Below are 20,992 nucleotides of genomic sequence, written 5' to 3'. Positions count from 1 at the left end.
TCAATCACGAATTTATATCTTCAGGGATCGGGATTTCAACTTTGATCTTAGTCCCTTCACCTGCTTCTGAGTCTATCCACATATCCCCGTTTAGCTCATTCACCACATAGTAAGCTTTTGTCAGACCAAAGCCACCACCCATGGTACGAACAGTCTCTTTTACATTGCTGCCGCGATATCCATAGTCAACCACTTTCTCCAGTTCATCTTTTAGGATTCCATATCCACTGTCTTCTACCACAAACCTGAAAATCCTATCTTTTTGTGAGATACCAACGGTAATTTCACCACCGGGAGAGGTGTATTTCCGGGCATTAGCAATGAGATCTCTGATCACATCCTTCAGGATCAGTGGCATGTAAATAATCTCCTCTCCCTCGCTATTGATGGCAAAATTTACCAGATAATCCTTCTCATCCTGTTCAGCAATATTGTAGATGATCTTATACCGACCTTTGCTATTCTTTTCCATAGCATAGAAGAACTCCTTGAAATCATCCACGAAATTCTTAACCCGAATCGGGATCCAGGTATTTGGATCCTCCCAACGCTGAATGATCTCTTTTAAACGAACCTCAAATACATCAAAGACATTTTTAAGGATCTTTGAGTATTCATCAACATGAGAATCATCATTTAAAACAGGTTGTTTTGTTTTGAGATCGTTAAGCGTTTCATTGATATGCTCCTCAAAGTTCCTGAGGGACTCTACATTAAAAACGGACTTATCCTTAGAATGACTGGCATCGGCAAATTCCAAAGCTCTATTAATGGGCGGATCAAGTAGCTCAGGATAACTAGTGTCCATTTGTATGAGCTGCAGCTGACTGCTGATCACGGAAATAATATTTACGACCGAGTGCATTTCAAGGCCCTCGATCTCCTCTTCAGTGGCTTGTATATCTTTAGTTATTTTCATTTGCTGGGTAGATTAAGAATGTGTCTTATGGTATCTGAATTACTGCTTAAACTCAAAGATTTTTATGCAATTGATCGTCTACAAAAAAAGCAGAACCATGGTACATTAGAGGGCAAAATGATAAGGGTCAATTCTGACAAACAAATTTATGGCTTTCCTCCGATTTACTCAATCAATGGAGAAGTAAAATCATCACTTATTATTGATTAAAGAGCATTGAAGCGCAACTTCAAAATAAACATTCTTTATCACCGTAGATTGTATGCTTTCGTCATATTGATTAAGCTCAGTACAGCTAAATTCTCTTTTAATTGGGTGGCAGCATTCTTACTATTGTACCTGTTAAAGCACTATTAAATAGTTTTCCTTCATTTATTGGTATAAGAACAGTGTTAATAAAACACTAATTCTTAATCCAAGACCAATGAACCTACAACCATTCTGCTTTCCCGTTGTGGAAAGAGCCGTTGCCGTCGACAACGCAAAATTTTTTCATATCGACATCGAAGACCAAGTTTCCCTGCATTTTGAATTTAATTCCGGAGAGGTCTTTGAGGCGGAAGCAGACCAAGTGGAATTTCTGGAAGAAAGCGTGGCAACGACTCAAATCACCTTCGACCCTGTATTCTGGTTTTCTGATGTTACATCGGAAATGCTAGACAATGCCAGTCGAGACGCAAACGGTGTTATTGTTATCAGTGAAACCTCAAACGCTGAAATATTCAGTAATGTAGCCGACAAGTTGGATGTCGCTACGCAAGCAACTTTTCAGTAAGTTCATATAAAATTCGACGCAAGGGCATTCGTAATATCACCCGGGTGCCTTTTTTATTAAGCCAAGCTGACCCATAGGTTTTAAAGCTATTACCGGTTGACACTACCTTTAACATCATTTTTTTACAATCTATGGGGTCCAATAAGATTCTGTTTTTTTACTTAAGCTGTTCATTCCTGACTTCTTTTTCATGCGCTTGTATTTTAAAATAAAAGGTTTATTGGGAAAACAATATTTACAGCATTGAAAAAAAACTGAAAAGATATGAGAACTCATTTGGAAGAGGCAGTTGATGCACGTTGTAACTTTTTTACAGATTCGTCAATAAGTGTTTGAGTCACTTTCAATTCTTCATCACTTTGTTCATTATTCTTTTGGATCTTAAACGCTTCTTTTAAAAGAGGCTGTGCCTTTTCATAGTTTTGCCTGCTCATTTCCATTTTTGCGTAACTTATAAGCATTTGTGTTACCTGAGGGTGATTTTCTCCCAGGCCTTCTTTAAAAAATGAAATTGAACTGGAATAGTACTCTGCGGCCTTATCCAGGTCCTCTAACCCCTTATATATACCTGTATAAGTTGCACTGAAAAGAGCTTTAAAAGTCATATTTGATGCATAATTGGTATTAATTATTTCAATAGCTTTATCAGCCTTCTTCTTAGCGTTTAGAAACTCTTCCATTTTTATCAAAACTTCAGCTTGTCCACGAATAGTGGTTGCATACCTCCAATGATCTGCTCCAAGAGTTTCTTTTAATATTGTGCCGGCTTCATCTGCATATCTTAATGCTTCTTCATAATTATTAAGATTTCTGTGGATTACAGAAAGAGACCAAAGCGGTGTGGCTGTTAAACTATGGGAGGGTCCCAGGGTGTTCTTTCTGATCTTGTAAGCCATTTCAGCATACTCGAGCGCTTCTTCATACTGATCTAAAGAGATATACAAACTACTGATATTGTTATATATGGTTCCTACTTCGGGGTTGTTTGGGCCATAGGCTTCCAGTCTGTACTCGAGAGCCTTTTTATATATCGACAGTGCTTCTGTTTGTCGTCCCAGATTTTTTAAAGCAATGGCTTTGTAATTATAAAAATCACTTTTTTCTATAATGGCCTCTCTATCATCACCGTAGGTTTCAGGATCTAAAAGACCAAGAACCTGTAAAGCTTCTTGGTATTTTTTTTGTTCAGTGTATAGGTTAACCAAATTGTATTTTAAGGTACGGTATTCATATGTATTAGTGAGATCATTAGCCTTATACAAAGAATCACCTATTTTGAATGCCTGATATGCTTCTTCAAAATCTCCGGATTGATATGCAACTTGTCCATAAATGGTAGGTACATCCACGGTACCGAGGTTATGATTATCCACAGAATCTATTACCAGGTTAAAAGCTTGGGTGCTGAGTTTTTTTGCTGATTCAATGTCAGATAGTTTTACCTGTACTTGAGCAATAACTCCAAGAATGGTTGCTCGATTAACCGGACTCATTTCCTGTTTACTTAAGTTTTCTATGCCTGCATTAATAACAGAGCTTACAGGAATGTCTTCACCAAGTGTATTTTCAGGATAATTACTCTTAAAGAGGCTGATCATAAATTCGGAAACTTGTTTAGCACGCTCTGCCTGTAATTCGGCCCGTTGAGCCTGTACCTGAGCCTGGTCTCGTTCTTGAGCAATCCGGAAGGTGTAGAAACTAGTAAGTCCAATGAGGAACAGGAGAATCCCTGCAGTGACGGCGATACCCTGTTTATGGCGCTTAAAAAACTTTTGACTCCGATAACGAAAAGAGTCTTCACGTGCAGTAACCGGATTGCCTTTCTGAAAATTCTTTAGGTCCTCAAGAAACTCATTGGCCATTCGATAGCGATGTTCAGACTCCTTACGGATGGCTTTTAAAGCTATGGCATCTAGATCCCCTTGTAGCTGTTTCTTAACCTTAGGATCAGAAACTTTGGTGCTGGGTTTACAGGCTTCCTGTTTTATGATGGCCTGTTCCATCTCGTGCCTTGAAAGCTCTTTAAAATCAAATGGATAATGACCGGAAGTAAGCTGGTAAAATATAATCCCAAGGGCATAAAGATCGGTAGCAGTGGTAATATTTTCTTGAAGAACTTGTTCTGGGGCTGCATAACGAGGGGTAAGAAGGTGAGCTCCTGTTTTTGTCAGCGAGTTGTCTTCCTCATCTTCAATTAATTTTGAAATTCCGAAATCGAGAATCTTAATATGACCTGATCTATCAACCAATATATTGCCGGGTTTCAGATCACGGTGAATGACCAGGTTTTCGTGAGCATGACGAAGGGCCTGAAGTACATCAATAAATAGATCCAGTCTTTTACCTAGGGTGCATTCATTTTTTTCACAATAATCATTGATGGGTATTCCATCTATATACTCCATAATGAGATATGGGTAACCATCACTTGTGGTCCCTGCATCATACATTCTAGCAATACCTGGATGATGGAGGCCGGCCAGGATCTTTTGCTCACGTTTAAATCGCTTGATATTATCCGAAGTTGCTTTTTCTGATCGAATGATCTTTATGGCAACGCTATGTTTTATATCACCGCTGGAATGTTTTGCCAGATAAACTGATCCCATTCCTCCTTCACCGATTTTTTCTTCGATTTGGTATGACCCTACTTTGGATCCGATCAGGGATTTTTCAGAAGAGAGCAGCTCTATATTATCAGCCAACTCATCGTACATATCGCGTTTATATTTTTCCAGATTTTCCAGCCAACCCTCTGAATTACTTATAGAGTCCAGCAATTGGGTAACTTCACCTTCAAGTTTTGGTTTACCCTTGCATTCTGTTTTAATGAACCTCAGCCGTTGTTCTTTAGGAAGATCTAAAGCTTGATCAACAATGGTTTCAATTTGCTTCCAATTTATTTCATTCATCCTGCTGACGATTAATGTAGTAATTAAGAATTACCTGTCTTATATATTTGTACATGGATAAATACCTGGAATTATGTCCTGTTATGCTTTACTTAAGATGTTGAGGATGAGTTAAATTTTTAATTTCAAATCATTCATATTGGTGGTCTTCGGAAAATGAAAAGAGTGGTTTAAAGCGGTTCGCAATTTCTTAAGTATGATACGTATACTCAAAGTAAAAGGATAAAAGACGCCTTGAATACTTCTGAAACTTTTAGATTATACGTAATGCTATAATATATAAATGCAGCATAAATGTAATGGAAATTTAAAAAGAAAGTCAGTGATCAATTATGAGTAAGATAGTATATGTGGATCTGGATGGAGTCATTGCTGACTTCCACAAAGCGTGGGATGAACATCCTCTTGCAAAAAATAAAGACTATAAAGGACGTCCGGATAAATTACCTGGCATTTACAAAGACCTTGAAACGATTGAAGACGGCGTTGAAGCCGTTAAGAAATTATTGGATGATGATAGATTTGAGATCTTTATACTTTCATCAGCACCCTGGGATAACCCAGAAGCCTGGACTCATAAGCGTTTATGGGTTGAAAGACATTTTGGTAAGCCGATCCGGAATAAGCTTATTCTAACCAAAAGGAAGGATCTGATGCTTGGTGAGTATCTTATCGATGATATGGGCTACAACGGGGCGGATGAATTTAAAGGAAAATGGATACAGTTTGGAAGCCATGAATTTCCAAACTGGAGATCTGTTTTAGACTTTCTGGAAATGGATCATTAGATATCATCAGTTAAATATAAAAACTAATTTTAAGCGTATGAGCCATTTTGAAGTGTAGCGGGAATACTGAGTATTTTGCAATTGGTCTCAGAATTGTAGTGTTGGATTGCATAATACATTGAGATCCATCGCGTTCGTTAGACACTTTCAATGGGTTTTTTTAAGTACTTTGGTTGACAATCTATTTGGAATTTTGTGGATCCTAAAAGGCCTAAAAGATGATAGGCTAAGATAAGATCTCGGTTGTATTCCATATCTTAGAATGAAACGAGCTGAAAGGTGGTTAAAATAGTGAGATTTAATTTATGAACAGCATTATTGGATAGAGATCATATGTATGATTTAAAACCATTTTTAGAATACGTAAAGGAAGTTAATCCCGGAGAAGAAAAATTCCATCAAGCAGTAAAAGAGGTCTTCGGAGATATTATTCCATATATAAAAGACAAGCCGGAATATGAGAACGCCGCTATTCTTGAACGCCTTTCGGAGCCGGATCGGATGATCAGATTTCGGGTGACCTGGCAGGATGATGATAAAAATATACATGTCAACAGGGCATGGAGAGTACAATTCAATAACAGTATTGGTCCGTACAAAGGAGGGTTGAGATTTCATCCAACCGTAAATGAAGATGTGCTAAAATTTTTGGGATTTGAACAGATCTTCAAAAATGCACTCACAAATTTGCCTATAGGTGGAGCAAAAGGCGGATCTGATTTTGATCCAAAAGGCAAAAGTGATGATGAGATATTCCGCTTCTGTAAAAACCTGATGATGGAACTGCATCGCTACATTGGTGATGATACCGATATACCTGCCGGTGATATCGGTGTGGGAAAACGTGAGATCAGCTATCTATTCGGGCAATACAAAAAATTAACGAACCGTTTTACAGGTACTATAACCGGAAAAGATATCGATTTCGGAGGGAGCCTTATTCGTACTGAAGCTACCGGGTATGGCTTGATTTATTTTGTAAGCAATATGCTGGAAGAAAAAAATGAAGTGCTCAAAGGAAAGAAGGTTTTAATATCAGGCAGTGGAAATGTGGCTATATATGCTTGTGAAAAAGCCATAGAATTGGGAGCTAAGGTGATCACGCTATCTGACTCAGATGGGATGATTTATGATAAAGAGGGAGTTGATGAAGAAAAACTGGCTTTTGTTAAAGAACTGAAAGAAGTAAGACGAGGCAGAATTCGGGAATATGCCGAAGAATTTGATTGTGAATACCGTGAAGGAGAAAACCCCTGGAGTGTGAAATGTGACATTGCCTTGCCCTGCGCTACAGAGAATGAGATATCAGACGAAGACGCTCAAAAGCTTCTAGATAATGGTGTTAAATTGGTGGCAGAGGGAGCGAATATGCCCTGTATGGATAAAGCAAGTCAGTTATTTAGAAAATCAGACATCCAATATGCCCCCGGTAAAGCTTCAAACGCGGGGGGAGTAGCAGTATCCGGACTAGAGATCGCCCAAAATAAGATACGCTTACAATGGACTGCAGAAAGAGTAGATGATAAGTTGCGTGAGATCATGAAAGATATCCATGACCAGTGTAAGAATTACGGAACCAATGGTGAAGATAGTATCGATTATGTTAAAGGAGCCAACATCGCAGGTTTTGAAAAAGTAGCTAATGCGATGCTGGCATTTGGTCCGATTTGATATAGCCCTATTTATTCCTTTTCGCCTTTCCACTCACCTTGAAAGGCAATTTCATCAATGTCTTTTCGCGTGCGTTCGGAAACTTCTGTCTTTTTGAGGTCACCTTCCAGATCGTCCGGATCACCTATATAGCCGACAGCCGCCATGGTCAGGGCTTTATAGCCGTCAGGAATATCAAATATTTCTCTCGCTTTTTCCTGATCGATGCCTGCCATCTGATGCACATATAGATCGTGGCGTGTGGCTTCGAAAGTTAGGTATGACATAGCAGCCCCGACGTCAAATTTTGCTACCCTGTTTGGGTTACCATTGTTACTGAATTTTTTCTTGGCAATGGTGAGTATAAGTACCGGCGCTTCTCCTGCCCAGTTTTGATTAAACTCACCCATTACACGATATAATCTGTCGAACTGTCCCGGTTCTTCTTTTCGGGCATAAATGAATCTCCATGGTTGTTCATTAAATGACGAAGGGGCCCATCTTGCAGCATCAAAAAGTTTTCGAATAAGTTCAGGTTTTACCTCACGGTCAGAGAAAGACCGGGGACTCCAGCGCTCTTGAATGATTTCATGTATATCATATTTAGTGTTAGCTTTCTTTTTCTCCTTAGTCGCCATAGTAATTTTATCTGTATTCTGTATTGATTGTAATTAGGTACTTAACAGGGTACTAGAACGCGTAATTCCATGTTCTGCTGTAATCCTAAGACTAAGATGGAATGAGTTAGGCCATAAAATGGAATTCGCATATAAAGTGGTACACTTATTGATGACTATCTTTACCCATCAACATATCAATAAAGGTTTTTCTAACCTCGGGGTTTGCATCACGGTAAGTTCCAAATTCCACATGCTGATTAGGCCGGGTCGTATCAACTGAAATGCCCCATAACGGTGAGAGGGTCGTAGGAAGCATGGAATACCGACCATCACCAATTACATTTTCATGATCGGGATGCATGATCAAATACCCGTCAGATAGGTCTGAAAACCTCTGAATGTCTTTGTATAAAGTAGTTCCTTTCAATGAAGAGAACTCAGATCGCCAGTTGAGAAGAGAATCTGATTCACCTTTATAGATCACAGGATCGGCAAAAGGATTCATATGGATGCCATAGGAATATATTCTCTGCTGGCTAACATAACGTGCACTCCAAAGCAGCTGATTGGCAATGGTTGGTTTAACTACCATTTGCTCTATATAATGACCATTTCGAATGGCAATTTGTTCTGCAGTATTTAAAGCTTTGCGGTGTTGACTAAATCCAAATAAAAGATATCCTGTGATCCAGATCATAGCCAGACCGGAATACAGTTTTTGTCGTTTATAAAATGCCAGTACTGTCAGTATTAACACGCCAGTCGAGAATAAAGGGTCAAAAACGGAGATGATATCCATTGCATATCTTTTATCAATGAACGGCCAGAGCAGATGGACACCATAACTGGTAAAATAATCCATAATTCCTGCTGTGGCATAGCCGGCCAGGCTAAAGAGATAGATTTCTTTAAATGTGAGATGCTTTCTTACGAACCACCAAAGTAATACAGTGACAATAAGTGCTCCAAACGGTATGATGACAAAAGAGTGAGTAAACTGCCGGTGTATTTCTAAATTGAGAAGTGGATCGGAAGCACTTGAAATAAAAACATCCGCATCTGCAAAAATGGCTGCAACAAAGCCTGTTAATGAAGCAACACGAAATTTACTGTGATCTGCAAAGGACTGTGAGAGGCTGGCGCCAACAAGGCCATGTGTGACTGGATCCATATATACTTTTGAACTAAATCAGTTACGCAGGTAAATCAACTGAATATCGAATCTTTCTTTAGACACTGATTTTTAAAGGACAGTGTAAGGTCCACCTTTCTTGGATATCAGAATATCTCCTTTCAATATTTCCTGTTTAAAAGTTAATCCAAACTCCTTTTCCCACAGTTTGGATACTTTCTTTTCACCCTTGCGGCACGAATCATCAAGAATAACGATGTATTCCTCATCCAGCCGGGATCTGAAATAAGAAAGGGCAGGATAGCGCGATAGATCACAGGACCTCTTTTTTGCGGGAGGCCCATCAATAAATAATAGGTCAATAGGGGCTTCACTTACCTGTTTATCTAAAACGGAAGTATCATACCATTCATATGATGTATCTTTACAGTGTTTGCAGTGTGCTAGAGGTGCATGTATCAGTTCAACCTGATCCTGAAGGTCATGTTTCTCCAAGTGATCTCTCATGATCGATATCCAGTGTTCATCGTGATCTATAGATTGAAACTTTATATCTCTGTTTGAGTTTTGAATCAAACTTGCGATATAAATGGTGGATATTCCACTACCGCATTCGACTATATGTTTTCTTTGATGAATGGTGATATCATTTAACATATAAAGCAGGGCAGTGGGGTGTATGGAGGCCCCGGTCCATGGTAAATATTCAGCATGAATATTTTTTAGTAATTCCAGACTGCGTATATCTTTGACCTCAAGAACCAGGTCTTTGAGGACAAACTTTTTTAAGGAATTCAGCATTTGTTAATTTTTAGGGTAATCCTACAGGATGTATTTCTATTTAAGTTTCAAAATGAAAGTTGCCATGGTATTTAAAGCATGAGGAAGACAAGAATCAATAATAAAGAGTGTGTTAGCTTAAATATTGCTCAGTAAGATCCAAGGTAAATGAGATTACGAAAACAAAAAAGTTTTATTATTTGGTTAGTGATCTAAAAAAATTTGGGCTACTCCAAAGTGATGTATTTCATGCCAGTAAGGTAAAATTGACCGATGCTGATAGGCCCGTATTCCTATATAAAATATGTAGAAAGTAGAATCACGATCACATATAAAAATTTTATACTGATAAAATAAATAACGGGAAGATCTTTCGAACTCTGAAATTAACTATACAGTAAAGCCTAAAGCAGAGGATAGCATCAACGATGAGTCAGTGGGTAGCTGTTTTATTTTAATATCTGTGATGGTACCGTGCTTCAGGCTCTTTTTTTATCTAACCATTGCAGATGCAAAAAAAAGGAATAACGATTACCAAAAGATTACTACCGGATTAAGAAAATAAAATTATTCAAATATTTGCCTGAAATAAATTAGTAATAAGGATCAAAAATTGGATCTAATGGCCCTCAATTAGTGCCTTATTTATAGCCTCATAAAATACCGTTCCCATGATCGAATACCCTTCCCCATTTAAATGTACTCCATCACCGGCTAAATGTTGACTTGCTTCTAAAGCAGCTTCCATATCCGCTAGAATAATTTTTTCACCCCGCGATCGGCGATTTTTAACGTAAATGCGCAGGGCAGCATTATAGTGTTGCACTAACACGGCCCGATCGCGTGTAGCCATATTTGATTTGCCTACGTTCTTGGAACTGACGGGGGGTATAGTAGCAGCAAGAATGTAAGTATTAGGATCAGAAGCTGAATATATCTTGTCGATCAGTTCATTCCATCGGTTAGCTATTTCTTGACCTGTCTCGTCGAAATACCAGGCTATATCGTTGGTTCCAACCATTAATGTTATAAATTTAGGTTGATGAGTCTGCATAAGTGATTCGGCTTTGTCCATTATACCCTGAATCTTTATTCCTCCAACACCTTCATGGTCAGGATCTGGAATTGAACTGCTCTGTTGTTGATTGCCAACATAATCTAAGGTATGCCCGTCACCCTCCAGCAGGTTCCACAACTTAACTCTTGAACGTGAATCATTCGTCATACTATCACCCAAGGGCATTATGACCAACGTCTCATCAGAAACCGAATCAGGTGATTTACTTGTGACCTGTTCACAACCTAAAAACAGTAACGAATGTAACGTCCAGATAATTAATATATAAGTCTGCATTCCAAAAAGATTTCAGTTAGTAATTTATTTTTAACGAAAAGAAAAAATGTACTCAAATAGGTTACATGATGTTTATCTAAAAATGAAACAAAATTCTTTATCAATTGTTCCTCGGTGGTGGAAGGGTAAATGAATATATTTATTAGTTTGGTATTGGATAGTGAATCTCGACATTTTATCCTGTTCTATATATTAAGATCGGGTTAATCAAACCTTTATATAAGCTTTGTATCTATTCAAATATTCTGTCTGAAATATGATAGTTTGGAACCGTATGAACTCAATTAAATTTCGTTATGTATGTCTGATCCGTTTTTTGCTCCAAAGGGTGTAGCTGTAATCGGTGCGTCACAAGATGCCCACAAACTGGGGCACGGTGTTCTCAGGAATCTTATTCAATATCGCTATAAAGGCGGGATCTATCCGGTGAACCCAAAGGCCTACGAGATTCTGGATATGACATGCTTTCCTTCGGTAAGTGAAGTGCCTGATCCGGTCGACCTGGCTATTATCGTAGTGCCGGCTAAGGTCGTTGCTGACGCGCTGAGAGAGTGCGGAGAGCGGGGGATCGGCCATGCAGTGATCGTAACCGGAGGATTCAGTGAGACAGGTCAAGAGGGTAAAGAACTTGAGGATGAGCTTCTTGATATTGCCGGATCCCATGGTATGAGTATCATCGGGCCAAACTGCATTGGGACCATAGATACACATACACCGGTGAATACCACATTTGTGGTTGGAATGCCTGAACCGGGAGAGATCGGTTTCATTTCTCACTCCGGAGCCATGGTAGCGGCGATCATTGACTGGGCCAGTGGAAGCGGGATCGGATTCTCAAGGATCGTGAGTCTCGGAAATCAGATCGACGTAAATGAGACAGACATGATGAGAACCATAGCCGCTGATCCAAACACAAAGGTAATTACAGGATATATTGAAGGAGTGGCTGACGGTATGAAATTCATGGAACAGGCCAAAATGACTGCCAAGGAAAAACCTTTTTTAATGCTGAAAGGTGGAAAGGGAAAAAGCGGGGCGAAAGCAGTGGCTTCTCATACCGGTGCTTTGGCGGGTAGCACCGAAGCTTTCCGAACGGCCTTTCGTCACAGTGGTATTCAGGAGGCAGAGACCATCGAGGAGATGTTTGAATGGGCCCGCGCTATGGCCTGGCAACCTCTACCGAAAGGAAAGAGGGTGGCTGTTCTGACGAATGCCGGCGGACCGGCCATATTAGCTGTGGACGCTCTTGAAAAATACGGCTTAGAGATTGCATCACTGTCTGACGATACGAAAGCATTTCTCAGGAAAAGACTCCCAAAAGCAGCCAGTATCAATAATCCGGTGGATGTTCTGGCCGGATCGGGTCCCGGTACCTATACACTGGCCCTGGAAGCTTTACTTTCTGATGATAACATAGATGCTGTTGTAGTTATTCAGGCCCCTCAGGATTGGTTTCTGCCGGTGAGCTTGGCCGAGGTAGTTGGTGAAGTGGCCGGATCGCATGATAAAACTGTGATAACATCTATCATGGGGAAAGCTTCTGTGGAAGATGCGCTTAAGATCCTGCAAAAACGGCGTATTCCAAACGTCGCATTTCCTGAACGTTCTGCTTCAGTACTGTCCGCTATGATAGAACGCCGGAACTGGTTGGCGAATGCCGAAAAACGAAGCAAAGCCCCTATAAATGTGGATAAGCAAGAAGCGGAAAAGCTGGTTGAGGATAGAAATTGGGAAAAATTGCTAAAACTTTATGGAATCGAATTTCCTAAGCAATTTATTTCCAAAACAGTGGATGAAGCGGTGGAATACTTTGGTCAGGTTGATGGGTCGGTAGCCATAAAACTGATCTCGGATGATATTTCACACAAATCTGACATCGGAGGGGTGGTATTGAACGTTAGCTCGGAAGATGAGGTCAGGTTAGCATGGGAAAAGATCGAATCGGCTGTGAGTAAACAGAAGGCGACTATGGATGGAGTGATCGTTCAGGAAATGATCATTGATGCGCCGGAGGTGATCGCAGGATTTGTCAGGGATGATCAATTTGGGCCGATGGTGTTATTCGGCTCCGGAGGTACAGATGTGGAACTGTACAAAGATGTGGACATGGCTATAGCTCCTTTGTCTGAAACGGCAGCACTTGACCTGATCAAGCGAACTCTGATCTATAAAAAGCTTAAGGGCTGGAGGCAGTACCCTGAAGGGGATATTCAAAGCGTAATAAAAGTGTTGGTTGCATTGGGACAGATCGCAGCAGATCATCCGAATATAAAAGAATTGGAGATAAACCCGCTGAATGTCTTGGCAAGATCTAAGGGGAGTAAGGCTCTGGATGTAAGAGGAAGCTTAACGGTTAGTAATGGAATGTAAATAAATGGAAGAAAGCCTGTCAGACTTTCCTCCATGTCTTTATGGACCTAGTATGTGTCTTACGACTCACTGGTTTTTTCGTTTAATGCGTTACCTTTAAAAGTGTAGAGTAGAGAAACGGCAATGATCAGTACCTGAAATTCCATTCCACGTCCACCGTTATCTCCCATGTTGATGGAGTTCCATCCAAACTGGGCGTGTACCATCGCAATAGCACCTATCATAACTGCTGTAAACATTAGGCCAGCAATTCGCGTTGCCCATTCGGGACCAAATCCACCCCACAGCAACAGTAGCGCACCACCGATCTCAACCAAACCAAGCATAAGTACCATGATCGTTGGCATTCCCATCATGGCAGCAACATCGGCGGCCATAGCTATTTTTGGAAAGCCATGGTAGATAAAGGTAGCAGCTAAGGAAAGTCTCGGTAGCCAATGGGCTATCCCGTTGAGTCTATTTAATTGATACATTGTTGTAATCAATTAAATAGATTAGTGATATACTATTCAAATGGAGTCAGTTTGAAATGTATTAGTAAATTTTGTGCCGTTTTAAAATCTAATGAATCCTTAGAGTTCATAGTTCCTGTCATTGTATACGCTTTTGTCTCAAATTAGGAAAAGAATCAATAAGCTAAGATGAATTAAAGTAATGCCTTAGCATGCATATCATCGTGATCTGATCATAGAAATGGAATTATTCTGAACTGCTTGATATTAATCTAGTAATAAGGTGTTCAGATAAGGCGTCAATTTGAAAAGAAACCAATACAGGTATTATGGATACTACATTGACTCACAAAGAACAAAATTCAGAAGTTTTAAAAAGTGATGTTTTTCGTTATACCAGAGAAGAACTCATGTCAAAATTCAAAAAGGTCAGGGCTTTCACAGAAACCATAACTGAACCACTTGAAATAGAAGATTATGTGGTTCAGGTAACTGAAAATGCCAGTCCGGCTAAATGGCATCTGGCTCACACCACTTGGTTTTTCGAAACATTTTTGCTGGAAAAGGAACTTGAGGATTATGACCCAATACATCCTCAGTATAGTTACCTTTTCAATTCATACTATCTGCAAACCGGAGTACCCCACTGTCGGGCTCGTCGTGGCAACATTTCAAGGCCTACTGTCAAACAGGTATTTGAGTACAGAAACAGTATTAACGATCATGTTGAAAAACTGATCAATAATGCCTCAGATGAACAGTATAAAAAATGGGGTCCCATCATTGAAATTGGAATACATCATGAACAGCAGCATCAGGAACTGTTAATGACGGATCTTAAGTATATGTTTTCTCAAAATCCGTTGAACGTAGCATATAAAACAGTAGAAAGACCCAAGGTCGAGTCAGTACCTAAGCTAAGTTGGAGCTCCTTTTCAGAAGGGGTATACCAAGTGGGGCATAAGGGTGAGAAATTCGGATACGATAATGAGTTTCCTAGACACAAGACCTACATCCATGATTTTGAATTGGCTAACCGCTTGGTAACCAATGCTGAATTTGTTGAATTCTTAGAATCCGGAGCCTATCAGGAGCCAAAATGGTGGTTGGATGAAGGTTATTCAACCGTCCGTGATGAAGGCTGGGAAGCACCGCTCTATTGGCAGAATAAGGACGGAGAGTGGTGGTATTTTACTTTAAGTGGAATGCAGAAAGTAGATATGAACGAACCGGTTACTCATGTGAGTTATTTTGAAGCCGATGCCTATGCTCGCTGGAAAGGATACAGACTGCCTACTGAACAAGAGTGGGAGATTGCAGCTGAAAAAATGCCGATCGAGGGAAACTTTGCTGATGCAGGCAATTTGCATCCTGTAGCTTTGCAAAGTGCGGAAACCGGACTCCAGCAAATGTTTGGTGATGTCTGGCAATGGACACAAAGTTCCTATGCACCTTATCCCGGATATAAACCTCTTCCGGGTGCCCTAGGGGAGTACAATGGAAAGTTCATGTGTAATCAATACGTGCTACGCGGCGGATCTTGCGCAACATCAAGATCACATTTTAGAAAGACCTACAGAAACTTTTTCCATGCGAACGAGCGCTGGCAGTTTACCGGTATCAGACTGGCAAAATAATTCAATTAAATCTTTACGATGAAAAATACAGCGGTAAAAGAAAAAGATAAGTCTGTCTGCCAAAGCATGCTGAGTGAGGTTTTAGAAGGATTAAGTAAACCTCAGAAATCACTACCCAGTAAATACTTTTACGATAAAAAAGGCTCTGAGCTATTTGAGCAGATCTGTCAATTGGAAGAGTATTATCCGACACGCACTGAACTTTCTATATTGGAACAGAATGTTGATGAAATAAGTGACAAGATCGGTAAGCATGTAAGGTTGATAGAACTCGGAAGTGGAAGCAGTTTAAAGACTAGACTTATTTTAGATAATATTGATAGCATAGATTCATATGTGCCGGTTGATATTTCGAAGGATTTTTTGGCTGATATAGTTCAAGATCTACAAGAAGAATATCCCGGTTTAAAGATCCAACCGGTTGCCGCGGATTATACCGAGCCTTTTGATATACCCGGAAGCGGTGATTCCGGAAAGCGCAGAATAGCTTATTATCCGGGTTCTACAATTGGCAATTTCACCAAAGATCGGGCGGAAGGTTTTATAGGACTGATCTCTAAATTAGTGGATAAGCAAGGTGGATTGTTAGTTGGTTTTGACTTGATCAAAGACCGTACTACTCTCATAAATGCATATGACGACTCCAAAGGAATTACAGCGGCATTCAATAAAAATATTTTAAAGAGAATTAACAGGGAACTTTCTGCTGATTTTGATGTCGATCTCTTTGAACACAAAGCTTTGTTCAACGATGCTAAGAGCAGAATTGAAATGCATCTCGTAAGTAAAAAAGACCAAAAGATAACAATTGCAGGGAGAGAGTTTGCTTTTGATGAAGGGGAGTCAATTCATACAGAAAATTCTCATAAATATTCTCTCGAGTCATTTAGAAATATGACGAAGCCTTATTTCGAGCACGTAACATCGTGGACAGATTCTGAAAACAAATTCTGTGTTCAGTTTCTTACAAATACATCAGTAAAGAGTTTAAGGTAAGAAAAAGCCTGAGCGTGGCGTCTAGTACCTGATTACACTAAAGATAAGATCTTAATGGTATTGGATAATGCGATCATGCTTAAGCTAAATTCATTAATGGGAATACGTTAAAATTCGGAACCGGACTGCTATCAGGGTTAATTGTAACCGTTATAGCTTTAAAAATCTCACCGCTCCAGGCGCAAATCTGCAGTTGTTCCGGTACCCCTTTGATCAGTAGTCAATCTCTTGGATATCGGAATTAGCTGAGGAGAAAGCACGACGCAAAACCTCTATATAAGGCTGTAAAGGGAAGTATTCGCGGAGTCTTAAATTCTTCTCTAAAGCTTTTGGAGTGATCAACGAAGTCAAAACGAAGGTAGAATTGCTTGATGACTAGGATGACCACCCGAGTTAACATTCTTTTATAGTAGACGGATATCAGGTGGTTATGTCTTGAAAACTTTTGTTCAATCAAAAAATATTAATCTCAAAGGAGCACGCATATGTCAAAAGACAATAAAGACTTTTCAGGTCTCAAAGCACTGTTTATAAATTGTACACTCAAACAATCACCCCAAAAAAGCCATACTCGCATATTGATCGATGTATCGATGGACATCATGAGAAAAGAGGGCGTGCAAGCAGAATGTATTCGTTTGGTTGATCATAATGTGGCGCATGGTGTTTATCCTGATATGACGGAGTATTGGGTAGATAAAGATGAATGGCCGGAGTTATGGAAAAAAGTGTATGAAACCGATATTCTGGTAGTCGGAACACCAATATGGCTTGGGGAAAAATCGTCAGTTGCCACTAAACTTATCGAAAGACTGTATGCAATGAGTGGACTTCAGAATGTAAAAGGTCAGTATATTTTTTACGGTAAAGCAGGCGGCTGTCTGATTACAGGTAATGAAGATGGGATCAAGCATTGTGCAATGGGAATATTATATGCATTACAGCATGTAGGATATAGTATCCCCCCTCAGGCAGATGCTGGCTGGATCGGGGAGGCCGGTCCGGGACCAAGTTATGGAGATGAGGGAGAAGATGGACCCGTTGGCTTTGATAATGAATTTACTCAGCGTAACACAACTTTCATGACCTATAATTTGCTCCATTTAGCACGTATGCTAAAAGATCAAAATGGATACCCCAAGCAGGGAAATTCGAGAGAAGCCTGGGATACAGGCACACGCTGGAATTTTGAAAATCCTGAATATCGCTAGATCGCGGAATTAGAATCCGAGTTATCCTGTCCTTATTTTGATAATTATTTGATTGGCTAAATACCCGAATAAGCTTGACAGTTATTTTGGAAATGTCATTCAGGAGGACAAATACTTAATCATAAAGTAGTTGATCAAGTGTCTTATTAGCTATGGCCCAATTCTTTGACTAGCGATACAAAAATTGAAAAGTAATCATGTTGAAAAAATTGTTACTAAAAATGAATAAAACCAAAGTTCAGAATGTGAAAAATTGGAATGTAATTCCAGGAAAAGAAACATTAAACTCACTTTTGGATAGATCTAAGATGCATCCTCAGGTGATTTATAAACACAGTAGCAGGTGCAGCGTCAGCTACCTCACAAAAGAGGAGTTGGAACACCATATGGACCTGCTTTCTAACAGAGCGAATATGCATTTTATTAATGTGATCGAGCAAAGAGAACTTTCTAACTATTTGGCAGAAAGACTTAACATCAGGCATGAATCACCTCAAGTACTTCTACTTAAAGACGGTCGAGTAACTTGGAATGCATCTCACTGGAACATTAAAGGGAAAGAGATCCTTTCAAATCTTGTGTGACCCTACGAAATGTATCGTTTTCGATCTCATGCCAATCCATGACCTGATGAGGATAAAGTATGACCACATCATCTATCTTGGATACCAAGGACCAGGCGCTTGCCATCAAGAAAGCCAGCTTAATACATGTGAATGAATTCAGGCTCACCTACAGATGGTATCCCATCCTGACCAGGACCACCGTCAATAATCTCTTTAGCTGGTATCAGGCAGTCGCTCCTATCGAATTGAGGGCGGTTTTTACTAAATTGGCTTTTATTTGAGTCTACGTTATTAAAGGATAAAATAATAAGAACACACAATGGAAGTATGAGTCAGTACAGTGTTGAAATTTTTATATGACACGTTCAAATATTTGGATATAATAGGTTTATAGCAAATTATGGACAGTGTGACGTTAATGTCATACAGTTTTTTCAGATAAGCCTATAATTCAATTTTGATTAGTTCATTTACCAAATTATAATAGAGGCGCCGATATAATTGATAATTAAATGGGTAGCTCAGGTCTTAATTCCTGAAAAGACATGAAATTTAATAAAGACGTACTTAAAAAATTAATTAGTAAAATTCCTCACACTCATGAAGGTGAGATAGGTTGTGATGATTGTTTTGAAGATTTACACACCTTTGCAGAAATGGAGCTTGAAGGAAAGTCTCCCGAAAAAGCCATGCCGTTGATCAGAGAACATCTGGACAATTGTGGAGAGTGCAGGCAAGAATATCAGGCACTGCTTGATGCCATGAAAGTTTTAAATTGATCTTTGATGAACAGCAGGAAAATTAAATTTAAGGGAAGTCAGGGAGATAAGCTGTCTGCCAGGATAGATGAACCGGATGATGGCATTAGTAAAGGCACTATATTATTTGCCCACTGCTTTACCTGCAGTAAAAATTTGAGAGCGGTAGGACACATTAGCAGCGCTCTAACTGAAGAAGGCATTGGAGTATTTCGGTTTGATTTTACCGGACTGGGAGAAAGTGAGGGTGATTTTTCTGACACTAACTTTTCGTCCAACATCGAAGATCTCGTCGCGGCTGCAGAGTATATGAAAGAAGAATGGGAGGCCCCAAGAATGCTTATGGGACACTCCTTGGGTGGAGCTGCCGTCTTACAAGCTGCTCACCTGATCGAATCTGTTGAGGCTGTAACTACAGTGGCTGCGCCATGTAATCCAAAGCATGTTACAAGACACCTTCTGGATGAAAGAGAGGAGATCGACAGAAAAGGAGAGGCCACAGTTGTTCTTGCCGGCAGGCCATTTACGATCAAGAAACAGTTTTTGGATGACCTGGAAGAACAGAATATGGATAACATCATCAAAAGCCTGGATAAACCACTTCTGATCTTTCACTCACCGATCGATAAAACGGTAGGCATTGACAATGCGGCTCATATCTATAAAATGGCCAAACATCCAAAAAGCTTTATCTCAATGGATGACGCAGACCATTTACTTAGTAATGAAGAAGATGCACTCTATGTAGGCTCTGTTACAGCTGCTTGGGTTCATCGATATTTTGAGTGATTTTGTAACCTGTTTTATTCCTATAGTAATTAAAATCTTTTCCTATTAAGTAAGACATTCAATTCAAAGCCACTCTGAATGATCAATGGGTTACTATTTTCATAGTGACCAAATTTGAAATGAAAGAAAATAACTGTGAGAGCACTAACCTTCTTTGTGGTAATTTGTTTGAATGTATTCACGTACGCATGCACTTCAGTTAACAGCGAATCAAATAACAATGGTGAAGCAGATCGTGTAGAATGCAAAGGTGGCAATTGGTTAGTTCCCTGTCAGCAAGTAGTGGACGGTGGGCCAGGAGTAGATGGGATCCCTTCAATTGACGATCCAAATTTTAGTGTGGTTCAAGATATTAATTTTCTTGAAGATTGGGGGTTGGTATTAGGTGTAAAAAAAGGCAATGAAGTTAAAGCCTATCCACATGTTATTTTGTATTACCATGAGATCGTAAATGATCATGTAATTGAGTTACCAATAGCTGTTACCTTTTGCCCACTTACAGGTTCTGGAATAGGTTGGTATAGAGAGATAAATGGGAAGGTGACAGAGTTTGGTGTGTCTGGATTAATACATAAAAACAACCTGATTCCGTACGATAGAGAAACTGGAAGCCGTTGGTCACAAATGCTTGGAAAAAGGTGAATGGAGCACTTATCGGAGATGATATCAAAAAAATTCAGGTCGTTGAAATAACCTGGGGGCCGTGGAAGCAAGCTTTCCTAAATTCTTTAGTATTGAATACAAATACAGGTTTTGAGAGAAACTATGAGAAATATTTATATGGAGAAGACTACTCAGACGATGACTCCAGAATTTTATTCCCAGTATATCACCCTGATGAAAGGCTTGATGCAAAAACATTAGTGCATGGAATACAGGTTGAACCAAATTCAAAAGTTTATCCAGTTGATGGATTTGATGCTGGTATTGAAGTGTTGAATGATGAGTTTGAGGGTGTAAAATTATTAGTGGCAGGAAGTTCACAAAATAAAGTGGCAGTATCCTATGATAGGACCCTGAGTGATGGGACAGTTTTGGAATTCGAAGGTTCACAAAAGGGTCTGCCGGTTATTGCTTCAGGTCAAGAGGGTAATGTATGGAATATTTGGGGTGAGGCAGTAGAAGGTCCCAGAAAAGGTGAAGAGTTATCCTCTACAGATGGCTACAATGCTTATTGGTTTGCTTGGGCAGATTTTTTCAATTTTCCTCAAATACATCGTTTTGAATGAAGGTATGTTTAAACCGATGCATATAAACTTATCCCTGATATATTTCACAGTAAA

Annotated in this window: 18 protein-coding genes and 1 pseudogene; 12 read left to right on the top strand and 7 right to left on the bottom strand. The window is 39.6% G+C overall.

The annotated features are described in order from the left end of the window. Positions 1-4: 4 nt before the first annotated feature. The gene (locus ACKGJO_RS06340) at positions 5-919 is read right to left on the bottom strand and encodes a sensor histidine kinase (RefSeq protein ID WP_411322571.1); all 915 of its coding nucleotides are present in this window, start codon (positions 917-919) and stop codon (positions 5-7) included. Between the two features lie 424 nt (positions 920-1,343). Here ACKGJO_RS06340 and ACKGJO_RS06335 point away from each other — a divergent pair, with 424 nt between their 5' ends. After that, on the top strand, positions 1,344-1,694 hold the full coding sequence (locus ACKGJO_RS06335; RefSeq protein ID WP_411322570.1) for a hypothetical protein: 351 nt from the start codon (positions 1,344-1,346) through the stop codon (positions 1,692-1,694). A 272-nt stretch (positions 1,695-1,966) separates the two neighbouring features. On the opposite strand, the gene ACKGJO_RS06330 is transcribed toward ACKGJO_RS06335, so the two are convergent. Next, positions 1,967-4,606, bottom strand: a complete 2,640-nt coding sequence (locus tag ACKGJO_RS06330; RefSeq protein WP_411322569.1) for a protein kinase domain-containing protein — start codon at positions 4,604-4,606, stop codon at positions 1,967-1,969. 332 nt (positions 4,607-4,938) lie between these two features. Between ACKGJO_RS06330 and ACKGJO_RS06325 the strand changes: the two genes are divergently transcribed. Then, entirely contained in the window at positions 4,939-5,394 is a 456-nt protein-coding gene (locus ACKGJO_RS06325) for a 5' nucleotidase, NT5C type (protein WP_411322568.1), read from the top strand. Positions 5,395-5,727: 333 nt separating this feature from the next. Beyond that, positions 5,728-7,065: an NADP-specific glutamate dehydrogenase gene (gene gdhA / locus ACKGJO_RS06320; RefSeq protein WP_411322567.1), complete on the top strand. Its 1,338-nt coding sequence runs from the start codon at positions 5,728-5,730 to the stop codon at positions 7,063-7,065. 11 nt (positions 7,066-7,076) lie between these two features. Here gdhA and ACKGJO_RS06315 read toward each other — a convergent pair whose 3' ends face one another. The 4 genes from ACKGJO_RS06315 to ACKGJO_RS06300 all read right to left on the bottom strand — a co-directional run bounded on the left by ACKGJO_RS06315 (position 7,077) and on the right by ACKGJO_RS06300 (position 10,930). Beyond that, complete coding sequence (locus ACKGJO_RS06315) at positions 7,077-7,682, bottom strand: nitroreductase family protein (RefSeq protein WP_411322566.1); 606 nt, start codon at positions 7,680-7,682, stop codon at positions 7,077-7,079. Positions 7,683-7,827: 145 nt separating this feature from the next. Continuing rightward, complete coding sequence (locus tag ACKGJO_RS06310; protein ID WP_411322565.1) at positions 7,828-8,835, bottom strand: metal-dependent hydrolase; 1,008 nt, start codon at positions 8,833-8,835, stop codon at positions 7,828-7,830. 72 nt (positions 8,836-8,907) lie between these two features. Beyond that, positions 8,908-9,597 (bottom strand): O-methyltransferase, encoded by a 690-nt coding sequence (locus tag ACKGJO_RS06305; protein ID WP_411322564.1) that lies wholly within the window; start codon positions 9,595-9,597, stop codon positions 8,908-8,910. Positions 9,598-10,195: 598 nt separating this feature from the next. Continuing rightward, positions 10,196-10,930 (bottom strand): GDSL-type esterase/lipase family protein, encoded by a 735-nt coding sequence (locus ACKGJO_RS06300; protein ID WP_411322563.1) that lies wholly within the window; start codon positions 10,928-10,930, stop codon positions 10,196-10,198. A gap of 300 nt (positions 10,931-11,230) precedes the next feature. Between ACKGJO_RS06300 and ACKGJO_RS06295 the strand changes: the two genes are divergently transcribed. Further along, positions 11,231-13,300 (top strand): acetate--CoA ligase family protein, encoded by a 2,070-nt coding sequence (locus ACKGJO_RS06295; RefSeq protein ID WP_411322562.1) that lies wholly within the window; start codon positions 11,231-11,233, stop codon positions 13,298-13,300. A 59-nt stretch (positions 13,301-13,359) separates the two neighbouring features. On the opposite strand, the gene ACKGJO_RS06290 is transcribed toward ACKGJO_RS06295, so the two are convergent. Continuing rightward, complete coding sequence (locus ACKGJO_RS06290) at positions 13,360-13,773, bottom strand: DoxX family protein (RefSeq protein ID WP_411322561.1); 414 nt, start codon at positions 13,771-13,773, stop codon at positions 13,360-13,362. Positions 13,774-14,081: 308 nt separating this feature from the next. Between ACKGJO_RS06290 and egtB the strand changes: the two genes are divergently transcribed. From egtB to ACKGJO_RS06250, 8 genes and pseudogenes are all read left to right on the top strand, one after another. Beyond that, the gene (egtB, locus tag ACKGJO_RS06285) at positions 14,082-15,389 is read left to right on the top strand and encodes an ergothioneine biosynthesis protein EgtB (protein ID WP_411322560.1); all 1,308 of its coding nucleotides are present in this window, start codon (positions 14,082-14,084) and stop codon (positions 15,387-15,389) included. 18 nt (positions 15,390-15,407) lie between these two features. Beyond that, entirely contained in the window at positions 15,408-16,385 is a 978-nt protein-coding gene (egtD, locus tag ACKGJO_RS06280; RefSeq protein ID WP_411322559.1) for an L-histidine N(alpha)-methyltransferase, read from the top strand. Positions 16,386-16,870: 485 nt separating this feature from the next. Next, positions 16,871-17,596 (top strand): flavodoxin family protein, encoded by a 726-nt coding sequence (locus tag ACKGJO_RS06275; RefSeq protein WP_411322558.1) that lies wholly within the window; start codon positions 16,871-16,873, stop codon positions 17,594-17,596. A gap of 221 nt (positions 17,597-17,817) precedes the next feature. Further along, positions 17,818-18,180, top strand: a complete 363-nt coding sequence (gene ytxJ, locus ACKGJO_RS06270) for a bacillithiol system redox-active protein YtxJ (RefSeq protein ID WP_411322557.1) — start codon at positions 17,818-17,820, stop codon at positions 18,178-18,180. Between the two features lie 59 nt (positions 18,181-18,239). Then, a complete protein-coding gene (locus ACKGJO_RS06265; RefSeq protein ID WP_411322556.1) occupies positions 18,240-18,443 on the top strand; it encodes a hypothetical protein in 204 nt (67 codons plus the stop codon). A 264-nt stretch (positions 18,444-18,707) separates the two neighbouring features. Continuing rightward, on the top strand, positions 18,708-18,941 hold the full coding sequence (locus ACKGJO_RS06260) for an anti-sigma factor family protein (protein ID WP_411322555.1): 234 nt from the start codon (positions 18,708-18,710) through the stop codon (positions 18,939-18,941). 6 nt (positions 18,942-18,947) lie between these two features. Next, on the top strand, positions 18,948-19,709 hold the full coding sequence (locus ACKGJO_RS06255; protein ID WP_411322554.1) for an alpha/beta hydrolase family protein: 762 nt from the start codon (positions 18,948-18,950) through the stop codon (positions 19,707-19,709). 135 nt (positions 19,710-19,844) lie between these two features. Then, positions 19,845-20,938, top strand: a pseudogene (locus tag ACKGJO_RS06250) (DUF3179 domain-containing protein). Positions 20,939-20,992 lie beyond the last annotated feature (54 nt).

The organism is Gracilimonas qinghaiensis (assembly GCF_046602855.1).
GTDB lineage: Bacteria > Bacteroidota > Rhodothermia > Balneolales > Balneolaceae > Gracilimonas.
This window is presented reverse-complemented; position numbering and strand designations above follow the sequence as displayed.